Annotated in this window: 19 protein-coding genes; 5 read left to right on the top strand and 14 right to left on the bottom strand. The window is 46.3% G+C overall.

Annotated elements, in window-relative coordinates; all coding sequences use genetic code 11:
- Positions 1 to 25 precede the first annotated feature (25 nt).
- Complete coding sequence (locus ABIO93_RS07335) at positions 26 to 1600, bottom strand: VCBS repeat-containing protein (protein WP_348066028.1); 1575 nt, start codon at positions 1598 to 1600, stop codon at positions 26 to 28.
- A gap of 191 nt (positions 1601 to 1791) precedes the next feature.
- On the opposite strand from ABIO93_RS07335, the gene ABIO93_RS07330 reads away from it, so the two are divergent.
- The 3 genes from ABIO93_RS07330 to ABIO93_RS07320 all read left to right on the top strand — a co-directional run bounded on the left by ABIO93_RS07330 (position 1792) and on the right by ABIO93_RS07320 (position 5351).
- Complete coding sequence (locus ABIO93_RS07330) at positions 1792 to 4134, top strand: GAF domain-containing protein (RefSeq protein ID WP_348066026.1); 2343 nt, start codon at positions 1792 to 1794, stop codon at positions 4132 to 4134.
- Positions 4135 to 4312: 178 nt separating this feature from the next.
- Positions 4313 to 4996: a hypothetical protein gene (locus ABIO93_RS07325; RefSeq protein ID WP_348066024.1), complete on the top strand. Its 684-nt coding sequence runs from the start codon at positions 4313 to 4315 to the stop codon at positions 4994 to 4996.
- Position 4997: 1 nt separating this feature from the next.
- On the top strand, positions 4998 to 5351 hold the full coding sequence (locus ABIO93_RS07320; protein WP_348066022.1) for a hypothetical protein: 354 nt from the start codon (positions 4998 to 5000) through the stop codon (positions 5349 to 5351).
- On the opposite strand, the gene ABIO93_RS07315 is transcribed toward ABIO93_RS07320, so the two are convergent.
- Positions 5318 to 5605, bottom strand: coding sequence for a hypothetical protein (locus ABIO93_RS07315; protein WP_348066020.1), 288 nt, complete (start codon positions 5603 to 5605; stop codon positions 5318 to 5320). The two genes, ABIO93_RS07320 and ABIO93_RS07315, sit on opposite strands and share 34 nt — an antisense overlap.
- 151 nt (positions 5606 to 5756) lie before the next feature.
- Between ABIO93_RS07315 and ABIO93_RS07310 the strand changes: the two genes are divergently transcribed.
- Positions 5757 to 6092 (top strand): XRE family transcriptional regulator, encoded by a 336-nt coding sequence (locus tag ABIO93_RS07310; protein WP_348066018.1) that lies wholly within the window; start codon positions 5757 to 5759, stop codon positions 6090 to 6092.
- Between the two features lie 3 nt (positions 6093 to 6095).
- Here the strand turns inward: ABIO93_RS07310 and ABIO93_RS07305 are convergent, their stop codons facing one another.
- From ABIO93_RS07305 to ABIO93_RS07295, 3 genes are all read right to left on the bottom strand, one after another.
- Positions 6096 to 6518, bottom strand: coding sequence for a hypothetical protein (locus tag ABIO93_RS07305; RefSeq protein ID WP_348066016.1), 423 nt, complete (start codon positions 6516 to 6518; stop codon positions 6096 to 6098).
- Complete coding sequence (locus tag ABIO93_RS07300; RefSeq protein ID WP_348066014.1) at positions 6515 to 6988, bottom strand: hypothetical protein; 474 nt, start codon at positions 6986 to 6988, stop codon at positions 6515 to 6517. Before ABIO93_RS07300 ends, ABIO93_RS07305 begins: the two co-directional genes overlap by 4 nt.
- 339 nt (positions 6989 to 7327) lie before the next feature.
- Entirely contained in the window at positions 7328 to 8203 is an 876-nt protein-coding gene (locus ABIO93_RS07295) for a hypothetical protein (RefSeq protein ID WP_348066012.1), read from the bottom strand.
- Positions 8204 to 8819: 616 nt separating this feature from the next.
- Here ABIO93_RS07295 and ABIO93_RS07290 point away from each other — a divergent pair.
- A complete protein-coding gene (locus ABIO93_RS07290; RefSeq protein WP_348066010.1) occupies positions 8820 to 9233 on the top strand; it encodes a hypothetical protein in 414 nt (137 codons plus the stop codon).
- Between the two features lie 17 nt (positions 9234 to 9250).
- Here ABIO93_RS07290 and ABIO93_RS07285 read toward each other — a convergent pair whose 3' ends face one another.
- The 9 genes from ABIO93_RS07285 to ABIO93_RS07245 form a co-directional block, all read right to left on the bottom strand.
- Positions 9251 to 9388 carry a DUF5522 domain-containing protein gene (locus ABIO93_RS07285; RefSeq protein ID WP_348066099.1) on the bottom strand — a complete coding sequence of 46 codons (138 nt, stop codon included), beginning with the start codon at positions 9386 to 9388 and terminating at the stop codon, positions 9251 to 9253.
- A 32-nt stretch (positions 9389 to 9420) separates the two neighbouring features.
- Positions 9421 to 9606 carry a hypothetical protein gene (locus ABIO93_RS07280; RefSeq protein WP_348066008.1) on the bottom strand — a complete coding sequence of 62 codons (186 nt, stop codon included), beginning with the start codon at positions 9604 to 9606 and terminating at the stop codon, positions 9421 to 9423.
- Between the two features lie 56 nt (positions 9607 to 9662).
- Positions 9663 to 10820: a sialidase family protein gene (locus ABIO93_RS07275; protein WP_348066006.1), complete on the bottom strand. Its 1158-nt coding sequence runs from the start codon at positions 10818 to 10820 to the stop codon at positions 9663 to 9665.
- Positions 10817 to 12049: an AGE family epimerase/isomerase gene (locus ABIO93_RS07270; RefSeq protein WP_348066004.1), complete on the bottom strand. Its 1233-nt coding sequence runs from the start codon at positions 12047 to 12049 to the stop codon at positions 10817 to 10819. Before ABIO93_RS07270 ends, ABIO93_RS07275 begins: the two co-directional genes overlap by 4 nt.
- A 14-nt stretch (positions 12050 to 12063) precedes the next feature.
- On the bottom strand, positions 12064 to 13554 hold the full coding sequence (locus ABIO93_RS07265; RefSeq protein WP_348066002.1) for a sialate O-acetylesterase: 1491 nt from the start codon (positions 13552 to 13554) through the stop codon (positions 12064 to 12066).
- Positions 13554 to 16157, bottom strand: coding sequence for a sodium/solute symporter (locus ABIO93_RS07260; protein ID WP_348066000.1), 2604 nt, complete (start codon positions 16155 to 16157; stop codon positions 13554 to 13556). The genes ABIO93_RS07265 and ABIO93_RS07260 overlap by 1 nt, the downstream gene beginning before the upstream one ends.
- Positions 16158 to 16204: 47 nt before the next feature.
- Complete coding sequence (locus ABIO93_RS07255; protein WP_348065998.1) at positions 16205 to 17146, bottom strand: dihydrodipicolinate synthase family protein; 942 nt, start codon at positions 17144 to 17146, stop codon at positions 16205 to 16207.
- Positions 17147 to 17304: 158 nt separating this feature from the next.
- Positions 17305 to 18885 carry a RagB/SusD family nutrient uptake outer membrane protein gene (locus tag ABIO93_RS07250; protein WP_348065996.1) on the bottom strand — a complete coding sequence of 527 codons (1581 nt, stop codon included), beginning with the start codon at positions 18883 to 18885 and terminating at the stop codon, positions 17305 to 17307.
- Between the two features lies 1 nt (position 18886).
- Positions 18887 to 22273, bottom strand: a complete 3387-nt coding sequence (locus tag ABIO93_RS07245) for a SusC/RagA family TonB-linked outer membrane protein (protein ID WP_348065994.1) — start codon at positions 22271 to 22273, stop codon at positions 18887 to 18889.
- Positions 22274 to 22351: the final 78 nt, after the last annotated feature.

Below are 22351 nucleotides of genomic sequence, written 5' to 3'. Positions count from 1 at the left end.
GTGTAACGAATGCAATCCGTCGGTCCTACCGAACCGTATTCTCCAAAACAATCACCGAAGGCCCATCAGTAAGCCACTTCTTCCCTAACCCCGTCGTGTCGCCTTGCGGCAGGAAATAAACAAACGAACCCAGAACGAGGTCAATGTCCCCGTCCGCATCCATATCACCAGCGTCCATCACTACCCAACGTCCTTTGGTGGATTGGGGAAATGAGTAGTCCTGAAACTGCAACTTTCCTTTATTTTCCAGATAAATAAAACTTTCCTCAGGATAGCTCAGGTAGTCCGGGAAAAACGAAATGGCCGCTATATCCGGATCGCCGTCCAGATCATAATCCCGTACCATCGCTTTGTATGCACCATTTAACTGGTAGAAATAGGATTGCTTGAAATTTGATTTACCATCATTCAGGAAAATATAAATGCCATGGTAATCCTTCAATACCGGCGTCTTGTCCGCATTATCGCCACAAACATAGACGATGTCATCAAAACCGTCCTTATTAAAATCCGCCAGTTCAATGTACTGCGACCCATTGAGCGGCAGGAATGATAGTAACCGCTTTTCCTGAAATTTGCCCGGTCCCTGATTTTCATATAAGAAAACCCCTTCATCAGCTTGCGCCATGAGGACATAAATATCCGGCAGCCCGTCATGATTGGCATCTTTGATGATGGCCGTGATCGCGCCTGACTTTTCTCTGAGGATTCGTTTGTCATAACCACCTTTCCCATTGTTTTGGTACCAGACCAGTTGCCCGGTTTCATTTCCAAATTCACAGGCCACAATATCCTCAAAACCATCTTTATTCAAATCTCCGTATGCCATTGAAACCGGTCGGCGCAAATCCGAAATGGGCGTGTCCGTCGGTTTAAATCCTGGTTTTGTACCATTTTTGCCAAACCGATGTAATGCGCCATCCGCCGCGTCCGTAGGAAAAACACCTTTTCCAATTGTCGTCAGGTACAGCTCATTCGCATTTTCATAGTAGTCGATTGGCGTTGAGGCAAGCGGAATGCTGTAATTTTCTTTGAGATCGAGGGTTAGGAATGTCAGCACATTGCGTCTGTTTTTAGCGTCACCGTATACGATACCCCGGTTGTCAGGCAGGATTTTGACCATGCTTGTCAATGCGGGGCGGTTGTTGAATGATGCTTCCCTGTATTTGAAATTGGGTAATCCGATCCGGATCTTGCTTTTTCGGAATGGAGTCGCAATCGTGTCGGGTGCATTGTCGAGATAATGCTTTACAATTTTAGCCCAATCTTCTTTTGCTAAAACCGGCGTTTCGGGAAAAATGCCTGCCTTACGTACAACCTCGCCACTTATACCTGCATCAAACAAACTGTCTGGCCGGAACCCGCCACTATATACGCCCATTCTGTGACCCATTGCCGGAAGTACATCTTTCCAAGTCGCTTTGGTTAATAGTTCGGGTCTTACAAAAGCATGGCAGCGGCTGCAATGTGCGATAGAAAGCTCCTGTCCCGAAAGTCCAGAGGCGGGCGGATCCTTGAATTCAACTTTTTCATTTTGCTTTTTTGCCTTGCAGGAAATGATCAGGAATAGCATTATGCAGAACGGTACCAGTTGTCTCATATAGAAAAGCGAATTCGGGGAATAAGGCAAATGACGCAGGTCACATTCGAAAATGCGAGAAGTTGGCCAATAATTTTTAATTAAAATAAATATTCCGGAAGGTTATCGCCTAATATTCAGCCGTTTCCGATTAGAAATTGTATCTTAAGTCCGGCAAAGCAAAGCACCCTAAAAAGGCACCCCTACTCGATATGAAAGTAAAAATCAAGGATGTTTCCGGCTTTCAATCCCTGGGGCTGACGATCGATGTGGCGATATCATTTATGCCATTCATGCGGTTTGTAGAGCAGCGCGCCGCAGAGGAGACGACACCGAAGGCGTTCATTTATAGGCAACTACTGACCTATTTTCAAGAACATCAAATCCCGCAAAACGATATTTCGCTGGACGACATTCACTTATACGAGGGCTTTCTCGAACACATTTATGCATGCCTTTCTCCCGTCCATAAGTCGGAAGAGAGACTGGTTTGGGGACTTAGTCTTCCGCTGAATCCACGGATTTTTTACGGCACAGACCTGCTTTTTGAAATGCTGGAACAAAAGCCCGAGGATGCGGATCAATACATTACTAAGAAGGCTCCTGCCGATTTTTTCAAAGAACGGCTTCATGTTATCTATACACTGATTTTGGAGCGACTATATGGCTTCAAAGTTCCAGCCAAAATCCAGCAGTATTACGCTTGGACCAATCCCGAAACAGGCCTGAGACGTTATTTCGAGGCAAAATTGAATACAGATTTTGTTGAGATCACGCCAAAAGAAGAGCTACCGATGCTTGATTTCGCAGAGCTTTACGCCAGGTTTGCGAAGGAAAACGGAAATCTTTTGCTCGAAAATGTGCTTCCGCTAAACCTGTTCAGGTTCCGGGGATTCGCAGTGTTGAATGTATCGGATGTTACTAGCAAGATGGCCGTCGAAAATATCCGTAAAGTAAGGCTGAACCGCATTCCAGGCCAGGAAAACGAACGCTACAAAAACATTATCGAATCCCTGAAAACGCTCGTCCAAAACAGCCGGATCGAGTTCGATTTGTTCCCGTTTTTGAGGGTCAATAACAAGGCAGTTTATGGCTATGAGACTACCGGAACGGGCATTATGTCGCAGGTATGGGGTGAAAATCACGTGACGCAGGAAGCGTTTACGAGGCAAGCAGAAAGTTATTTTGCACGTCCGATTTCCTTTTTCTCGGCCGACATTGGTGGTGAAAAGGAATTGCGCATTGGATTTCTGGAACCGTTCCGCCATCTGGGCGTGTGCTCCCTGGCGCTTCTACCCGTTTTTTACGAGGATACCGTCGTTGGTGTTTTGTGTATGCATACCTGGCAAGGTGAGGTTTTTGACGAAAAAACCTTATCGCGGCTTGACCCTGCCTTTGATCCCATTGCCCAGCTCCTGCAAGTCTACATTGATGAATTTAATCTGGAACTGGATAACACCATTAAAGAACAGTTTACCTCTTTGCAGCCGTCGGTTCAATGGAAGTTTAATGAAGCTGCGTGGCTCGTTTTACATCAGAAAAAGAAGCGCCTGCCGATTGAAACACAAAATATTTGTTTTACAGAGGTTTACCCGCTGTATGGTGCCATCGACATCCGGAATTCTACAATTGAGCGAAACCTGGCGACCCGCAAAGATCTTCAATGTCATCTCGAACTGCTGGAAAAAACATTAAACACACTAGTTACCCAGGACAGCTCTTCGCTCATGCAGGAACTTTGTTACAACTGCCGGAAATGGCAGCAGACGCTGAACTCCGACCAATGGGGCAATGTAGGGGAAAATAACCTGAACCATTTCCTTAACATTGAAACGAAAGATTACCTTACTCATTTGTTTGAATATCAGCCCGAAACGCGGGAGTATATCAACGAATATTTTCATGCTGTTCAATCCGAAACCGGAGCGGTTTTCACCTATCGGCAGGCGTTCGAACATTCCATGCACAGGATCAATGATGCGATTAATAACTATTTTGAATCCGAAAAAGAAAAGCTGCAGCAGCCTTTTCCTTGCTATTTTGAAAAATTTCGGACCGACGGGGTCGAGTATGACATTTACATTGGTCAGTCCATTAGTCCCGACAAACATTTCAATCATTTTCACCTGAAAAACCTACGGCTCTGGCAGCTTTCGTCCATGATAGCGGTTGTAAAAATGACACATTCGCTTCAATCGGAAATGTCAAAAGTGTTGCAGACGACCCAGCTCATTTTCATTCACAACCACACAATCGACATCAGTTTCAGGCCCGATGAGCGGAAATTTGATGTGGAAGGAGCTTATAACATCCGCTACCACATGATCAAAAAGCGAATAGACAAAGCCCACATCCGCGGCACGGGTGAACGGTTGACGCAGCCCGATAAAATCGCACTGATCTTCTTCGAAAAAAAGGATGTGGAAGACTACTTGCCTTTTATCCGGTATTTACAGGAAACAAATGCGATTTCGGCAGAAGTTGAAGAAGTTGATCTGGAAGATTTGCAGGGGCTGAGCGGGCTGCATGCGTTGCGGCTGGGGTTGGTTTATTGAGTTGGGTAAAAATTATATTCATATTCATTCGCCGCCGTCGCGGTGCATTCGTGGCTGAATATTCTTTGTTGCCACGAATGCACCAATAAGGCACTAATAAAATGGAAATGATCTACAGCCTATGATTAGAAAACACTCAGTTCTTATTGGAATAATCATTTCAATTGCGTTGCGGGTCATGGCAACATTACGGTATCCCGGCGGATCGCAAGTTGATATAAACTCCGTCGGGTACGACTGGAAAAATAATTACATCAGTAATCTTTTCGGTGAAAAATCCTTCAATGGTACAAAAAGCGGGTCACGTTTTTGGGCAATGAATGCTATTTCTCTTCGGGTCAGGCATTTACATCAAATTTTTGCCGATTGTGCAGAAAGTTACTTTGGCGAGTATGATAATACTGGTATTAACACTGGAATACTACCCTGCTCGTTATCCACGCACTTTATTGAATCCATGAACAATAGTTATATAAAAAGGCATGAGGAGAGCCTCAAATCCTCGGAGTTGCTTATTTACGGTCACGCCCACTATTCAAACAGCATACATTGTTCCTATTATTCTGTATTTCAGTATATGCTGCATTTTCATAAAGTCAGGCGTTCGCGAATATTACAAGACAGACATAAATTGGCAAACACCGGTTCGCATGATTTAATCATAAATGCTACCTTTGATATTCTGCTAACAATAGACCGGCAAAAGGCCGGTTATTTCTATAAACAGATACACAGATTGAAGGCCGAGCGTGTAATTGCCGATTATAAAGAACAGCACATTGATCACGCAAGAGGCACTATAGCATACGAAATGGCGAAAAGGCTCACCTCGATTCTTTCAGAAACCATAGAAATCAAATGACATGAAAAAGGAAAACAAGCTAGTTATTAAACTCCTGGATGCACTTGCTGCAAAACATAGCCATATGTCATTTTTATACGGTTTTGACGAATGGGCGAATCAGCATGTTATTGAGGTGACGCCAACCGAAAGTTACGAAAATGAGCAGTATGTAATGGATGAAATAGACGCCACCGCGGAGTTTGTGTCCAATTTCCCAAATCAGGGTATCCTTTTTCTAAGCAATGACCCATATCTAAAAGTTGAGAACCCAATCTATGATACTTCGGTAACTGTGCGCAAAGTGAAGCCCGCGAGAAGATCTGTTTCCACTGCGGTTATTCATCGAAATTCCGGAACAAGATTACCGAAATAGCCAACCCGAACCCCTTCCTCCTCCAAACACCCCGCCAAAAACCCCTTCGCCGACAATTCCGAATAATCATCCACAAAAAACCGCGCAGACTTTTCATCCGAAAACCTAACTACCCGCTCCAACATCGGCTCAGTGCCTGATGAGCTGATTACGAATGCAGTAATCCTGACAATTTCTTCTCCTTCCTCGTTACGATCACGATGGAGGCATACTTCGGTTTGCGTTTGTGGCAGGATAATGATTTTGAAATTCATAGTGCATGTAGTTTGTTTATATTTACAAAAATCGATTCAGAAGCAATTTTAGAATCAAATTTATGAAACTTTTGGAACATGTATGAAATATTAGGTAAAATATTTTCCTTATAGTTTCATTGTTGTGTTGACTGGAAAAAACTATCCTTTAATGATTGAAAACACACGCATCCTTGCAATCTTAAAAGCGCATCATTTATCCCAAACTTCTCTTGGGAAGATGTTTCAGCTGTCGCATTCTAAGATGAGTAAAGTAATGGCTGGCGAGCAAACTCTTCCAGCAGACGCAGCAGGTATACTAATCAAAGAATTTGACATCCACCCCCACTGGCTTTTCGGCTACGAAGGAACTGCCGATGAGGTCATGTACATGAAAGATCTTGTCCCAAAAAGTGAATTGGAAAAGCGGGACAAGGTTATTCAGGAGTTGAAGAATGAATTGGGGGAAGTTTACAAGCAGTTGGCTGAGGAACGTCGGAGTAAGTGATCATCAATTAAGTGCATCGCTATTTGAGCCAGTTGGAGTGAAATTCAGTCTTCTATCTACGACTGTAACTTCAAATAAATCGTTGCTATCAATGGCTTCCAAGGTTTCTTCCATAATTAAGGTTTCAAATTCATCGTTAATTGCCATTTTGCCTACCGGCCCAGTCTTAGGATACAGATAGGACAAAAAAACCTTATTGTCGAGGACATAGGCATAAAAATAAACTCGATAGCCTCCACGCCCGGCAATTCGCTTTTTTACAAGCCTTTTAGTATTGGTACCCGAGATTTTTGCTCCATAACTAATCTGATCATCCGAACGGTAAAAAAAATTGTCGATGAGCTCATTTTGCAAATCTCTATATGCGTTTTGCTTAGTCAGCTTTTTATATTCTGCCTTAAAGCGTTCGGTACAAAATATAATCATTGCAAACCGAGTAATCGGTTCGCTGCCGCCATGAATCTTTTGTTATATGGTAGCACGAAAAAGATCCTATCGACGTCATCGACGACTTCATTCAGATCATCCAGCTTGCAAGTAAATAAGTCGTAGTACTCTTCTGAAATACCACCTCTTAACTGGTCGCCCATTTTACCAATATTTTCAGAAATGTGGCGCATAGACGCGATAATGCTATTTACTTTGGGAAAATCATTCGTGTAGCCTTGAAAATGTGTAAGCCGTTCCATCGCATACGTGAGAACATCCATCGCGTTCATCAAGTGCTCCGCAATATCGACAGGCTTATATTCCGTAGTTATTTCTTCCGAATGATCCCCGTGAAAAATACCTCGGATATTATAACTTATTTCATCCAGATACTTCCTTGTACTATCCAGGTCACTCAGTGCTAATTCTTCTTTTGCCGATAACATACTCATTGGTTTGATTTTCATAGGTTTGCAAATTTCATCCAATGGAACGTGAGGTAATCACCTACAATTTACGCATTCTTCACTCACTCCGCAAACTCTTCACCGAATTCAGCGGCGCCGTCTTAATCGCCTGATAACTAACCGTCCACAAAGTAATGAGCAACACAGTGCCCAACACCATGAGAAATACTCCAACAATGATATTGATCCATAAGAAGCATTTTTGAGATTGAGTACTGTAGAAAACCGGACAACTATTGTCCATGCATGAAGAACAGCAGGATGTGGAAATGATGGAAAACAGGCATCAAAAAAGCCAGATACCTGAATAGATACCTGGCCTGTATTTAGATTCCTGCATTAATAAGTTTCATACTCGTAAATCAGCGTTTCTTTCAACACTGGCGGCTGTTCCAGGGTAAACTTCACCCATGTTTTACGAATCGTGGGCAGGCCAGAGGCATTGTAGGTATATTCGTATAAGGTTTGTGACGCTCCCTTTACATTGGCTGAGGACAAGTTGTTTTTGCTCAGGTGGAGCAAATTATTGACACCGCCATAGTAAGTGTAAAGGTTAAAGTTACCCGACGATGGCATTGGGATTTTTTCAGGCGCGGGAATCAGGAACAAGCCATAGAACGGATTCGTGTGGTTATCATAGCCAAAATCAGTAGTGACGGTACTTGTAGTCGTAATATTCCGTTCCAGTTTTGTGACCGATGAAACGCTGCTCACATTATCCATTCCAAATGTAAGGGCGTTAGCCTGTTCATATTTAATGCCTGAAATACTGAACGATCTCCTGGTCGATAGCAGCTGACCACTACCATCATACGTTAAAACAAAATCATAAAAATCATTGCCTCCGCCTGTGTATTTAATAAATGTCAGTTTCCCCCAGCCGTCGTAGGTGTACAAATATAACTCAGATCCGCCCGTGCTGAGCGTCCTTTTCATCTGGCTTAGCCTGCCCTGGCCATCGTATTGATACTCGCTTTGCTCCGACGGCGAGCCCGGAGCGCCCCATTTCACAGAGGTAAGCAACGATCCCACCTTCCCTATTTGATTGTACAAAAAAAGGCTGACTATACTATCAGTTGGCGCATCCGGCAATACCCTTGTGAGCTTTGCTACACGCAGCCTGTCAGGATTAGGTTCCTCGTGATCGACGCAGGAAATGATGAGCAGCCAAAGGATCAGGCCCAATGACCAGATTGAAAAGGAAGGTGTTTTCATAACTATTAATGATTTGTTTAAGTAAATGATCGCCACCCGGCTTATCTAAGACCTCCCGGATTGATCAAAGCGTTGCATTTAGTACTATTTAATGTATTAATAGTAATAAATCAAAAGTATAAACTTTCATGACATCATGTTAGCTTTTTAAATTAATTTGATTATTACCTGATTGCAATCCGCGACAATGGAATAGGTTTTTAGAGAGTAGCTTGCCGGGGGGCATTGTAAGAGCTGATAGCAAGCCTGGACGTGGTGCTGCATTCAAGCTACTTTTACTTTTTGAATGGTGAATCAAGAAGCTGTCATCACATCACCTGATTTGTACCTCCAAAAACGAAACAGAATAACGTGAAATGATATACGCAATAGAGTTATCACGAAAAGCTCCGGTACTTTGAATGTGCAATACAATACTTTTAATACCTTACTGAACGTGGATTTTAAGTTCGTTGACCAGACACGACATGCGGAAGGCGGTCTTTATCGTAAATATTAGATTTGTTATAATCAGGTCCGGCACAGATACTTTCCTCGCCTGATCTTTTGTTGAAAGGCCAAGGCAATAGTTTTTGATTTGCCAAGCCTTAACTTTACAAAAACTCGAACCCACTGCATGATCTTAAAAAATAAAAAATTCGTATTCCTGATCCTCATCGTTCTCACCATTGGATTCATTATTTACGATTCCACTTCCTTACCGACTACCCGCGATCTCAAAGGTAATTTCAAAGAAGTAGCCGTTTACCGGAATCAAAATAACACGGGGCCGATTGTTCGGATCTATGCAGTATCCGTGGAAGGTCAGGTTTGGGATGAAATGAAGAAATATGGTGATCTGATGCCCTACACCAAATATGGTAGCACGACTGTTTACTTTTTCGACGCTTCCAAACCAGCTCCCAAGCAATTAGCAGCGACTAACCCTCATTTTGACACTACCCTTAATTCCGGCTGTATCGCTGTGTATTCCAAAGATCCGAACGGCGAAATTTCTTTCAAAAAATCGCCGTTTGGATCTGTTCAGTAAAGTTTTTGTCAAAAGTATCAGGACTGCTTTTGAGTCAATTGAAACGGGCAGTGCCTGCAACCATTTTTGCAGCAGTAGCCGCGTTGGAGGTGATATGCTTCGGTAAAAACAAAATTACCGCCCTCCTTGTAAAAGTGTAGCCTCTCAATCAGCACGGATTTTTCTCTTAAATGCAGTCCTTTTCCCGCTACCGGATTGATTTCAGCTTCATCGTGAGGCAAATATTTTGCTTTTGCCAAAGTATAATCTGCATTAATGTCCAGCCAGGCAGTGGATTACAGTGGATTTCAGCTTCAAAACCTGTCGATTCAGCCGATCCGATAGGTTTCCAAGTTCCGTCGGGCAAAGTTTCCAGCTGGTTGTTTTTACGCATGCCTTCCTGTTTGAAAAATAAAGCAAAGAGCTTTCTTGAACCTCAAATGTACGATATTATTTCCAGGCCATTTCCTTAAAAACTATGGATTGGTAGCCATTCAATTCATACAAGATCCCAACACTTTTTTTGCCCGTCTGCACCAGATCGGAATAAGCCGTGAAGTCCTTTTCGCCATTCTTGCTCTTGTCGACGAGATACTGCTTCGTCCAAGTTTTTCCGTCGTCAAAACTAATCCTTAGCGTCAGATTGTCCCGATTTTTGGTATCAGCGGCATTCGAAAAGGCTAGTATGTTCTGTTTTTTGTTTTTTCCAATGGTCAAAATACTACCTTGGCAAACCGGATCGGGCAGGTTATGGTCAAAATAGGTGGTGTCCCATTTTACGCCGCCATCACTGCTCACCGCTACGATCCTCGCCCGTATGTCGCCTTTCTGGTTGCGTGCATTGAACATGATCCTGCCGCCGGAAATTTCCGCGGCGGTAGATTCGTTGGAGCCTTCTATGGCAATGGTCTCGCTCAATTTGAATGTCTTGCCATGATCATCACTGTAAAATCCGTGCGCCTGATAGTCGGCGCCTTTTGGTTTAGGATCACCTGCCGAATGGTTGGCGGCAATGTAAAGCCGGCCTTTGTACGGGCCTTCCGTCAGCTGCGTACCGTGCCCTGGCGTGTTGGCGTAGCTTCTCCAATCCTCATTGAAATTGTAGGCCGCATTCACTTCCGGCTGTTTGGGTTTGTGGACCTGCATAGTAATGTTCACCGGCTCGGCCCAGGTTATGCCTGCGTCGGTAGATGTTTTGTACCAGACTTCCCGCAGTCCCTTGCCTTTCCTCACCTCGCCTTCATGGTTATTTCCGGTGTTAAAAAACAAGAACAATCTGCCTTTCGGAAAAGCAGGATCACTCAGATCAACGACCGCCGCCGGATTACCAGCCTGTAATTTGTCGTAGCCAGCCACAACTTCGGCAGCGGACCAGGTTTTCCCGTTGTCTTTACTGCGTTTCATGACAATGTCAATGTCCCCGAAATCGCCGCTACCGGCAACCCTACCCTCCGCGAATGCAAGCAGGTTACCATTCGGCGCACGAACGATCGCAGGTATACGGAATGATTTGTATCCTTCTGTTCCCGACACAAAAACAGGCGTTTGTGCATGAACTGTCAGGTGGCAAAAAATGAGGGTTATAAGGATCAGTTTCACGATTTTCATATTACAATGCTTTTATTTTTAGTTTCAAAAATTCCTGTTGCCTGGTCCATTCCGGCTACTTCTTTCATAAGCTGGGCGCAATACCATTCCTGCCTCGGCAAATGGAACGGCCCTTTGAACAAATTTCCTTTCGCCGTCTGCGACACGCTCCCATCCCGATGCAGATAACCAAACCATTCACCGTTTTCCGCATCATGAAAATGGCTGTAAGCATAATCATGCACCATTTTGTGCCATTTCGCGTACTTTTCGTTTCCGGTCAATGTATAAGCCAAAAGCGTGGCAATAATTACCTCATTATGCGGCCACCAAAATTTCATATCCTGCCAATACTCCTGCACCGGCCGGTTATACACATCCCTGAAATAGAAAATACCGCCAAATTCTTCATCCCAGCCTCTCGCCCACATGTAGTCCAGCATTTTGCAGCCCAGTGCAATCAAATGCGGATCATTGTTGCGGTACTTAGCTTCGTGTAAAATAAACCACGCGCCCTCAATCGCATGCCCGGGATTCAATGTACGGCCGTCGATATGGTCTATAATGCTGCCGTCCGGCGCTACTTGCTCCATCACGCACCGTATGTCGTCTTTTACAAAATCAGTGTCTATTTCTTTGATAAACTGATCGATAAGCCCGTCACAACGTGGGTCACCGATCGTTTCGCGCAGCTGCTGGGCCGTGTTCATCAGAATCATGGGTATGCCGATGCCTTTGGCGGGGCGGATTCCGGTGAATTTCGGTTCCAAAAGGCCCGGAATGGTCGCGTACTCGATGCATTTACCAAAAAGGTACCGTGCTTTTTCGGCCGCCGCCTCATCTCCGCTGGCTTTTGCATACGCCGCATTGGCGATTACAGCAAAGGTTTCTGAGAAAAAATAGCGGCGCTTACGGATCGGTTCACCAGCTCTGGTTACATGAAAAAACATGCGCCCGTCGGTATCGAAGCAATGGTCGTTCAAAAAATCAATGCCTGATTTTGCACCATACAGCCACTCTTTTCGGGGTTCGACGGTGTTATATAATGTCGCCAGCAGCCACGCGGCCCGGCCCTGAATCCATACGGCTTTGTCATCGTCGATCAACGCCCCATGGTCATCACGCATCAACAGGTAACCACCGAATTTCTCGTCCAGTGACCTGGGAAACCAGAAAGGAACCGTATCGTGAAGTAATTGGTGACGGTAAAAAGTACCCAGATTTTCCAGGTCTGATTTTGTATAACTCATTGAAATTCAAATTTTCATTGCACAGAAATTGAAAAGGTAGAAGCTGGCAATCCTGCTTCATTGTAAAGATTGGCCCTTGTGAAAGGTTGGTAGGCGTACAAAACTGTTTTGATTTTCTCTCCGGAGGGAATCGCAATGATCACCTTGTTTTTCCTTATTATCGCAGTCGTCGCCCGTCGCTCGCCAGCATCATTCACCAGTTCAAAACCAGTCAGCGGGCTTTCGTTTTTGGTTAAAAGCTTTTGGCCCGATGAAAATTCAAGTTCAATCGCGCCATTTTTCCGAACAGCTCTTTTGGCGACAGGGCCATTGAATAGGATGTTCTTTTTGTAAACATCATGGAGCGCCAAAGCTGCCAGCCGCTCGCCGATCTCCTTTTTACGAATCGGATGCACATTCGATGAATCGCCCAGGTCGTAGCTTACCGCCATTCCTGAATTTGGGATTTTCGTCAGCATTTGGTGCTGGGAATCCCTGAATTCCGGCCAGTTGGGTCTGTCAATACTTGACAATTGCACGTAATAAAACGGAAATTCATAACCCCATTGCTCTCGCCAGTTTTTGACCAGCATTTGAAAAAGCTGCTCGTGCGATTTCACATTGTGCACATTACTTTCACCCTGGTACCAGATCACCCCGGCAATCGGGAAATCTGTCAGCGGAGCGATGCCAGCCTGAAAATTGTAACCTGGCTTGTAAGGATGATTTTGCTCCGATTTTGCATGGGCTACATTAATTGCAGCCCGCTCGCGGCACCATTCCATCACCTGTTCTGAATTTTGCCAGTTTTTGAGCATTCCAGCGAACTGAACATCCCGTCCGAGTATGGCGCGATCGATCCAGGATTCTGTCGGTGAACCGCCCAATGCGACCTGGATCAGGCCGATGGGAACATTTTCTTGGGAGGTTATTTTTTTACCAAAATAATAAGCAACCGCAGAAAACGACGCAGCAGAAGCTGTATGCAGTGTTTTCCAGCTTTCCGCAAAAAAATGGAAACGATTGATCCTCGCAAGTGCTGCCGAATCCCAGGAGACATTCCCCGTTGAAACAAGTCCACCGAATTTCAGCAAACGAATGTTAGGATTGAAATCACCCTTTTTAAGTTCTTCCGCACCGGTTTGGGCATCTTTCAGTTGAAAATCCATATTGGATTGCCCTGAGCAAAGCCATACGTCACCAATCAGAACATCATTTAAAACGATCTTCTTATCTTTTGCAGAAACAGAAATCGTGTAAGGTCCGCCCTGATTCGATGCAGGAAAAACAGCTTTCCATTTCCCTGTACCATCTGCATTGGTAACTAATGTTGTATTCAAAAAACTGACTGTTACCTGCCCGCCCCCGATCGCTTTTCCATAGATCACAACCGGCTTATTACGCTGCAAAACCATATGATCTGAGTAAACCGGCGCCAATGTAAGCCCAGTATCGCTCGCATTTTGCGCATTAGCAAAGCCAACAAACGGGACAAACAGCAGGATATATAGCAGGATTCTAACCATTATGAGCGTATCGTTAACCCTTCCAGATTTCTCTCTGCGGGCATGAACAAACTGAAAATATAGCCAAAAATAACACAACTGACCAGTCCGGTAAAGGCGTACATCAGCAAATGAATGTCGGTGTATTGCTGGATCAGGATCTGTGTCACACAACTGATCGCCATACCCGCCATGACGCCATTTCCGCTCGCTCTTTTGGTGAAAATGCCCAGGATAAACGCGCCTCCAATGCAGCCAGTGAACAAGCCGAGAATGGTATTAAACTTATCCCAAAGCGAGGAAACGCCTTTGTGTGCCATATATAAGGCAATGCAGGTCACGAAGATCCCGAGGAGTAATGTGGCAGTTCTTGCAAAAAATAAAGTCTGTTTCGGCGTCACTTCCGGCCTCAATTTCTGGTAAAAATCCGTCGTCAGCAGCGTCGCAGTGGAGTTCATGCTGGCCTCGGTACTACTCATGGCAGCAGCAAAAATCCCGGCGATCAGCAAGCCCGACAGCCCGGCCGGAAGCTGGCTCACAATGTACCAGGGGAAAATATTGTCCTGATCATTCAAAGCCATATTGACCTGCTGCGGCTGCTCGCGAAAGAACAAAAACAGTAAAGTACCGATGGAGAAAAACACGAGGGTAGAAGGTAATGTCAGCCAGGCGCCCAGTTTCAGACTTTTGACGGACTCCTGCTCCGATTTGGTGGTCAGGTAACGTTGTACCGTCGTTTGGTCGGTGCCGTAAGTGAGCAAGTTGATCGCCAATCCGCCGATCACCACCACCCAGAATGTGGGCTCGGTGAAGTCGAAACGGAAGTCAAACACTTTCAGTTTTTCCGCCTCATCCAATGCGTGCATGCCTGATTTCCAGTCATTAATGTGAAAAGGCAGATAAAACAGGCAAAACAATGCACCCGTTGCGAGTATCAAAACCTGGATCACTTCCACCCAGATCACCGCCTCGATCCCGCCTTTGACGGTGAAGAAAATACTGATCGCGCCGATCATGATGATGCAAATGTTGATATTAATGCCTGTCACCAATGTCAATGCAATGCTCGGAAGCAGTACCACGATGCCCATCCGGCCGATTTGCAACAGCACATACAATGACGAAGCCATCACCCGGCAGCCGTAGTTGAAGCGTTTGCCGAGATATTCGTAGGCGGAAGTGACATTGAGCCTTCTGTAAAAAGGAATGAAGTAGCCAGCCACCAGCGGCATCACCATAATGATCGTCATCAACAGAAAAAAGTAGGTCCAGTCGGTCCCGTAGGTTTTCGCGGGGATGCCCATGAAGGTAATGGCGCTGAGCTTGGCCCCAAAAATACTGATACCGGCCGCCCATTGCGGGATACGCTCGCCGCCTTTGAAATAATCATTCGTATTGTTGGTCTTGCCCGTGAAAATAAAGCGACCGGCCGTCATCAAGAGAAAACAAATCCCCAAAACCGCCGAATCGATCCAGGAGAAAAATGGCTTGTGCTGAATGGTACCTTTCGTGATCATCGGCGTGCGCGTACCGGGCCGGATTTCGCCGCTTGGAATGATGATATCATCGCCCCACTTCACAGCGGTGGTCGTGACCTGGGCCGGGCCGGGAAGTTCCCCTATCCTGGCCCAGGCGTCAGTAATGGTGTTGTACAGATAAATTTCCTTGCTAAAACCCTTGTGAGAAGTCAGCAAAGCCACTTTTTCCGCTTGCAGCTTTTGTTTCAATTCCTGCGTTCCAGTCTTCGCAATCTGCGCATTGTAGGTTTCAATCTGATGAAAAACATTACCCTTATCGCCGCCGATCAGGAGAATGTAGGATGCGCCATTGGCCACACCAGTTCCGGCCGACCAGGTCGTAACCGCCTTACCATCATTGATATCGCTCAATTTCTTCCATTTCCTTTTATCGGGGTCGTAGCCAAAATTGCTGCTATGCAACTCGCTGATCCCGCTCGCATTGGCGCTCCTGCCTCCGAGCACATACACATGAGAACGCTTGCCATTATTCTGCGCTACTACCACCGAATGCGACATGGCCACAGGCAGTGAGGGTAAAACCTCCCATTTGGGATTGGTCGCCGAAAGGTTTAAAGCGAAAAAACCATTCGACGCTTTTCCGTTACTTTCCCCTCCCGCAATGTAGACCACATTGCCAATGCTGGTCGCTCCGGCATTGGCCAAAGCAACAGGCATGTCAGATAGTGATTTGAAAACAACCTCATTTTTTGAGGCGTCCCATTGCATCAGAAATACTTTTTTGCTTACTCCCCCCTCCTGTTCCCCACCCATGCAAACGATACCTTCTGTGACCGAAACGCTGGCACCATAAGCTGATTTCACTGTCAAATGGGGCATTTTCGTCGCGATCCATTCGTACGAATCCTGCTGCTTTTTCAGCACATAAATATCGTCCTGGTAAGCTTTCTTACCGCCTTCCCACGGCGTCCCATCCGGAAAATTAGCACCGCCTGCCACGATGAGCACGCCATTGTGAACGCCCGTGAAGGCACCGGCGAGTCCTAGCTGTTTTTGCCCGGCAGCAGGCGACGGCAAAGTGGCCATATTTGTCCAGACAATGTCATTTGCCTTTTGATCCTGGGCATGCAGGGTTGGTAACCACATAAAATGTAAGCAAAGGAGAAAACAAAAGAAGGAGATTTTGAGCTGCATTAAAATATGGTTTTCGCTGTGAATTGGCCTGACTTAAAAGAATCAAAATCCAGTGCCGCCACATCCGACCGGAACGATGCGAACTGCGCCTCACTCATATTTTTCACAGGCAAACGGAACTGTCCACAATCCATTCCGACAAGTTTCATATAGGCTTTACCGACAGAAATCCCGCCGTATTTACCCAGCAATCTGATCATATCAATGGATTTTTGCTGCAATGAGCCTGCTTTTTCGATATCATTTTGGTTAAAGGCTTCGATCAGATCGTAGTAGAGCGGCGCGGCATAGTTGAATGTGCTCCCAACCGCTCCTTTCGCGCCAACCGCCAGGGCAGAAAGCATATTTTCATCACGTCCCCAAAGCATATCGTATTTGCAATTTTTGTAATTCAGACAACTTTGAAAATCCATAAAATCCTCATGTGTGTACTTGATCCCGGCAAAATTCGGAACACGACCGTCAATGGCTTTTAACAGATCGAACATGGCAAAACCAACACCCGTCAGCACCGGAATATGGTAGTAGTAAAACGGCATATCCGGCACCGTTTCGGCAATGGCAATGATGCATTCGGCCAGCATTTCCACATGGGCCGGTTTGAAATAAAACGGACTGGTGAATGACACTGCGTCCAGCCCGATCTGTTGCGCATGTTTCGCCAGTTCAATACAGTCCGCAATGCAAGTGCCGCCGAGCAAAGGCATGATCGTAAACGCCTGATCATCCTTCGCACATAGCGCCCAGGCTTCTGCGACCTGCTTTTTTTCTGAAACCGTCAGCGACACGCCTTCGCCGGTGGAGCCGCAAATGAATGCACCGGTGATGCCGTTTTGTTTCAAAAACTGATAATAATCCGGAATCAAATCCAGGTTAAGGCTGCCGTCCTGGTTCATCGGTGTAAACGGAGCGGCAATGAGGCCTGTTAAATGTAAATTCATCGATACTAAATATTGAAATGAAAAATCTTCCTATGTTCTTTGAGTTCGTTCAGAATGTTCTCTGAGAAGGCTTGCGAAGGTTCAAAAAGCGCAGTTTACTTTCGTAAATGAGCATTTTTGAACCGAGCGTAACGCACTCAGGGGACATTCCGGACAACTCAATTAGGTCTTGCGGTTTGGTATCCGGGCGTCTGTGCTACGAGCGGATCATTGGTCCAAATGGCGGCTTCGATCGGCCACAGAATCCGGTAACCCTGCGTGGTTTTATCCAGCAATCCATAAGGCTGACTTGCACTCTTAAATATAAGAGGTTCAGCACCATATTTCATCCTGCGCAGGTCGTACCAGCGTTTTCCTTCGTGTACAAATTCTTTGGTACGCTCATTAAAGATCGCCAATTCATTGGCGTCCTTTCCTGCATTGACAAACGGCTTTGGATCTTTACCGGGCACAAAAGCACGGTCGCGAACGGGCTGAATGAATGTAGTGGGATCACCTCCTTCTGCATTCACGATCTCGGCCAGCATTAATAATCTGTCTGCCTCGCGGTATACAGGCCAGTCGTCTGTAAAGTAGCGTTTGTTGGCATCAATCGTGCCCAGAAACTTTACCAGCGCAGTATTTCTGATCGTGGCGACATATGGTTTCGCATCCGTATTGACTTTGTAATAATCATAAAAAGTCGCATTCCGTCGGCTGTCATTCACGTCGTATGACTGGAAAAGCTCGAATGTGTAGGCATAGCGCTGGATTACCTGCTGGGAGTTACTAGCGGCCAGTAACAGCGGATCCACCAGGAAATTACCTACTCCGGCACTTGCCAGAGAATCCTTGTAATGCAATCCATTGAAGTTAAATGTAGAGTAAGTGTAAGCAGCCACTCCCGTCATTTCGCTCTCTCCTACCTTGTAACGAATTGCGAAAATGATTTCGCTATTGTTTTTCTGGCCATAGGCAAATACGCCTGCAAAGCTTGGCAGCAATGCAGTTCCGGTCACTGCATTCAATGCTGTTTTGGCTTCTGCGAGATCGGCCGACGCATTATAGACTTTGGCAGACCATAGAAAAACCTCTCCTTTGAGCATGAGCGAGGCATTAGGAGACCACTGGCTTTTATCCCCGGTAACCCCCTGCGCACCGAACAATGTGATGGATTTGCTGACATCCGTTTTTATGACCGACAGTACTTCCGCCTCCGTCGCGCGGGCTTTGCGCAATAGTACAGCGTCGGTAGTTCCATTCAGAACATCGGCTTGCAAAATCAGCGGAACGCCGCCATAGGTACGCAGCAAATGGAAGTAATAGTAGGCCCGCATCGCATACGCCTGGCCCAGCAGGTAACTTTTGCGGGTTTCGGACAAAAAGCCGATCGCTTCCACTTTCTGGATAAAGAGATTGAGCTGTAAAATCGGGCCGTAAAACCCTGCCCAGTTGCTCACACCCGAAGAAGTTTCTTCCAAACGCTGCTCGATCACCGGAAGCTCGTTCAGAGAAGTGGCCTGCCTGTCGACCGTGCTGTAAGTGCCGCCGCGCATTTCGCCCAGACGTAAAAACTGGAACTGGTTATCGCGGAATTGTTTGTGCAATCCCACCATAAAATTGCTGACCTGCGCTTCGTTCTGCCAGAAATTGCTGTCTCCAAAATAATCCTGCGGCGTGAGTTCAAGCGCATCCTGGCAGGAAGTTGCTAGCACCGAAAGCAGTGCACAGCAAATATAAAATCTGATCTTTTTCATCATTTCAAAAAGTGAAGTTGGCTCCAAGAATAAGGGTTGTAGGAATAGTATAGGCACTGTTTTGCGAGCCGGTACGCTCAGGCAGGCTCAGCATTTTGTTGGTAATGTAACCCAGGTTCTGACCCGTGGCCGTAAATGTCAGTCCTGCGATTTTTGCTCTTTGCAGCAGCGACGTCGGAACGGTATAGCTCAGTGACACTTCACGGAATGCCAGGTAAGACGAATTGACCCAAAACATGTTACTCGGCCGGTCGAAATTCTTCGAGTTCAGCTGATCGGCCCAGGTGTAGCGCGGATATTTCGCATCAGGATTGTCGGGCGTCCAGGTATCTTTTACGAGCTGGGTAGCATTGAATTCCCCCTGAAAGCTCCCTAATGACCACATTTGCTGAAAATCCATTTGCCTGTGTCCCAGAGCAAAGTCCATTCTGGCAAAAAGTGACAGGTTTTTCCAACGAATGGTCGTGTTAAATCCGCCCGTCCACCTTGGAATGGTCCGGCCCATTGAAACCATATCGCGCGTATCGATGGTGTCGTTTTGATCCAGATCCTTCCACATCATATCGCCCAGTTGGGTAGAGATGTAGGTGGTTTTGCTCAAATTTTTGGAAGTAATGAGGGTAGTGCTGGCTACTCTTTTTCCAGCCGACGCACCATACTGTACCTCTCCCGCTGCCATGTCAATTTTGTTATACTTTGCCAGATCTTCTCCGGTGCGGATGATGCCGTCGCTCACGAAACCGTAAATTTCACCAAACTCCTGCCCTTCCTGCAAGCCACCCGCCCAAATCACCTGTCCCGATTTCGGATCGTAAATCCGCTGACCGCCCTGACGATTATTCGCATTTCCGTTGTATGGCAGTTTCAGTACCAGGTTTTTGTTCCAGGCTGCATTGGCACCAATTTGCACGGTAAAATCTTGTTTTTGAACTGCTTTGAAAACTCCTTCCAGTTCAACACCGCGGTTGCGCATGCTTCCGTTGTTGGTACGGACGCTGCTCACTCCGGCAGAAGTCGGCAAGATAACGCTGGCAATTTTGTCAGTCGTCACGCGGTTGTAAACGGCGATGTTGGTCGTGATCCGGTTATTGAAAAAGCCCATTTCCACGCCGCCTTCGAGGGTATTGCTTTTCTCCCATTTCAAATTAGGATTGGCAATGCCGGTTTGTAAGAAACCGATCGTTCCATTATAGGCAGTTTGCGAACTGTACGCACCCTGCAATTCATACACGCCGATACCGTTGTTGGTACCGATACCAATGTTACCATTTTTACCATAACTGGCCCGTACTTTCAGGAACGAAAGCCACTTTTGCGTTGCGGCCATAAAATCTTCCTTATGCAACAACCAGCCTGCCGAGAATGCCGGAAATGTGCCAAACTGGTTATCGCCGATCAGACGCGAGTAGCCGTCCCTCCTTACGGTAAATGAAGCCAGGTATTTGCCATCATAATCATAATTCAGTCTTCCAAATGCGGAAATAATGCGCTCCTGGCTGTGGTAGGAATCAATGGTGCGGGTGTTGGCATCGTTAATGGTCAGTGCCAGATCTTGGAAATCGTCGGTCGGTGCGAGCTTACCCGCGGCGTTGAACCCTTTATTCGCTTCGTCGTAATATTCGAAACCAGCCATGGCATCTATGTAATTTTTGCCGAAAAATGATTTTTTGTAGTTTAAAATGGCATTATAAGTCTGGCGGATGGTGCGGTCGAAACCTGCGGATGATGCCCTGTCGCGGTTCCAGCCGGTATTGGCATTGGTGGCATTCATGATACCGATCCTAAAATCGCGGTTGAATGACTCCGCCGCAGATTCGTCGTACATAATGATCCCTCCAATCTTGAAAAACAGGTCTTCATTAAAATCAACCTTGAAAGCCTGGCCCAGCGTGAATTTGTCCGATTGATTTTTTCTTTTATACTTGGCGATGTTCAGGATCGGATTGCCGTCGCTCGCATCACGGCCGAGTATCAGCTCACCGTTCGCATTAGTTCCGCGCATGGTCGGCGGGGCGGAGAGCATTCTTCCCCAGTAGTTTGCCTCGCCATTTTGCAGGGTTTGATCGCGCCAGTTTGCACGGGCAAAAGACAAACTGCTTTCCGATTTCAGCCAGCTTTTGATCTTGTAATCACCATTCAATGTGAACGTTAGCCTGCGATAAAAGGTACCCAGCGAGAGGCCGTCTTCATTGTAATAGCCCAAATTGGCATAGTAACCTCCTTTTTCATTCCCACCATTCATCCCAATATTATAATCCTGCGAAATGGCAGGCGATTTGAAAGCATAATCACCGTAGTTAAAGTCCTTGTAGAGTAGGTCCGCATTAGTACCGTTCGGGTCATAGGCACCGGCCTCGTTGGTTTTTACCGCATCCTTCATCGTTTTCCAGCCGTCATTCGCATTCAGCAGTTCCCGGTTTTGGTCGGTCAGGCGCATCGTGCTCCATATCGCGCGCGAATCGTAATTACCGTCCAGAATGGCACCGTTTGCATCTTTATATAAGTTACCGGTTCCGCGTGGCCCGACGCCACTCAGCAACGAGGAAGTCGTCACACCATTTTTGATCGCTTCCACCACGCCCATCCGCGTCCATTTAATATAGTCTTCGGCATTCAGGTAATCGTAAGGAACATTGAGAAAATTGATCCCGGTTTTGGATTTAAAAGTGATGGACGACGAACCTTCCTTACCTCTTTTGGAAGTGATCAGCACCACACCATTGCTGGCACGTGCTCCGTAAATGGCTGTGGCAGAAGCATCTTTCAACACTTCCATGCTTTCGATATCGTCGGGATTGATGTCGCTCAGCGATGCGCGGACTTGTCCGTCCACGACGATGAGCGGGCTTCCGCTGCCGTCGAAGTTGGTACCGCCACGCAATGTGATCGTAGGTACCGATCCTGGTCGTCCGGTGGCGGTGGTAACGCGCACACCTGCAATCGTTCCCGCGAGTGCCTGCGCCGGATTGGCGCGCATGCCCGTTTCCAGCACTTTGGAGTCCAGCTTGGCAATGGATGAGGTGATCTTGGCGCGGCTGCTTGATCCATAACCTGTTACCACCACTTCATTGAGGGCAGATACATCCGGTTGGAGGGAAATGTCAAGCGTTTCGGAAATGCCCACCGGTACCTCGTGAATCACATAACCGATCATTCTGAACTGGATCACATCACCACCACCTACCAGGATTGAATAATTTCCATCCACAGAAGTTTCTGTGGCAACAGATTTTCCTTTGAGCAGCACGGTCACATTCGGGAGGGGTTGCTTATCGTCGTCGGATACCACCTTACCGGTAAGCGTCCGGGTCGACTGAGCGTGCATGACCAGCGCGAGAAACACCCCGGCGAGGCTTAGCAGCACTTTTAAGCGCGTAATATTCAATTTCATAAAAGGATTAAGTTTAAGATTTGTATTATGTATGACATAATAAAGGTAGAAGAATTAGAATGTTGATTGCAAGCATCT

It is taken from the genome of Dyadobacter sp. (assembly GCF_039919315.1).
Taxonomy (GTDB): Bacteria; Bacteroidota; Bacteroidia; order Cytophagales; family Spirosomataceae; genus Dyadobacter.
Note: the sequence above shows the minus strand (reverse complement) of the source record. Positions and strands in the feature narration are given on the sequence as shown.

Coding starts and splice junctions, on each gene's coding strand:
- ABIO93_RS07305 (WP_348066016.1), bottom strand. CDS start 6,518: ATGATTATATTTTGTACCGAACGCTTTAAGGCAGAATATAAAAAGCTG.
- ABIO93_RS07245 (WP_348065994.1), bottom strand. CDS start 22,273: ATGAAATTGAATATTACGCGCTTAAAAGTGCTGCTAAGCCTCGCCGGG.
- ABIO93_RS07275 (WP_348066006.1), bottom strand. CDS start 10,820: ATGAAAATCGTGAAACTGATCCTTATAACCCTCATTTTTTGCCACCTG.
- ABIO93_RS07265 (WP_348066002.1), bottom strand. CDS start 13,554: ATGGTTAGAATCCTGCTATATATCCTGCTGTTTGTCCCGTTTGTTGGC.
- ABIO93_RS07255 (WP_348065998.1), bottom strand. CDS start 17,146: ATGAATTTACATTTAACAGGCCTCATTGCCGCTCCGTTTACACCGATG.
- ABIO93_RS07290 (WP_348066010.1), top strand. CDS start 8,820: ATGATCTTAAAAAATAAAAAATTCGTATTCCTGATCCTCATCGTTCTC.
- ABIO93_RS07330 (WP_348066026.1), top strand. CDS start 1,792: ATGAAAGTAAAAATCAAGGATGTTTCCGGCTTTCAATCCCTGGGGCTG.
- ABIO93_RS07310 (WP_348066018.1), top strand. CDS start 5,757: ATGATTGAAAACACACGCATCCTTGCAATCTTAAAAGCGCATCATTTA.
- ABIO93_RS07335 (WP_348066028.1), bottom strand. CDS start 1,600: ATGAGACAACTGGTACCGTTCTGCATAATGCTATTCCTGATCATTTCC.
- ABIO93_RS07250 (WP_348065996.1), bottom strand. CDS start 18,885: ATGATGAAAAAGATCAGATTTTATATTTGCTGTGCACTGCTTTCGGTG.
- ABIO93_RS07300 (WP_348066014.1), bottom strand. CDS start 6,988: ATGAAAATCAAACCAATGAGTATGTTATCGGCAAAAGAAGAATTAGCA.
- ABIO93_RS07270 (WP_348066004.1), bottom strand. CDS start 12,049: ATGAGTTATACAAAATCAGACCTGGAAAATCTGGGTACTTTTTACCGT.
- ABIO93_RS07315 (WP_348066020.1), bottom strand. CDS start 5,605: ATGAATTTCAAAATCATTATCCTGCCACAAACGCAAACCGAAGTATGC.
- ABIO93_RS07295 (WP_348066012.1), bottom strand. CDS start 8,203: ATGAAAACACCTTCCTTTTCAATCTGGTCATTGGGCCTGATCCTTTGG.
- ABIO93_RS07280 (WP_348066008.1), bottom strand. CDS start 9,606: ATGCGTAAAAACAACCAGCTGGAAACTTTGCCCGACGGAACTTGGAAA.
- ABIO93_RS07260 (WP_348066000.1), bottom strand. CDS start 16,157: ATGTGGTTACCAACCCTGCATGCCCAGGATCAAAAGGCAAATGACATT.
- ABIO93_RS07320 (WP_348066022.1), top strand. CDS start 4,998: ATGAAAAAGGAAAACAAGCTAGTTATTAAACTCCTGGATGCACTTGCT.
- ABIO93_RS07325 (WP_348066024.1), top strand. CDS start 4,313: ATGGCAACATTACGGTATCCCGGCGGATCGCAAGTTGATATAAACTCC.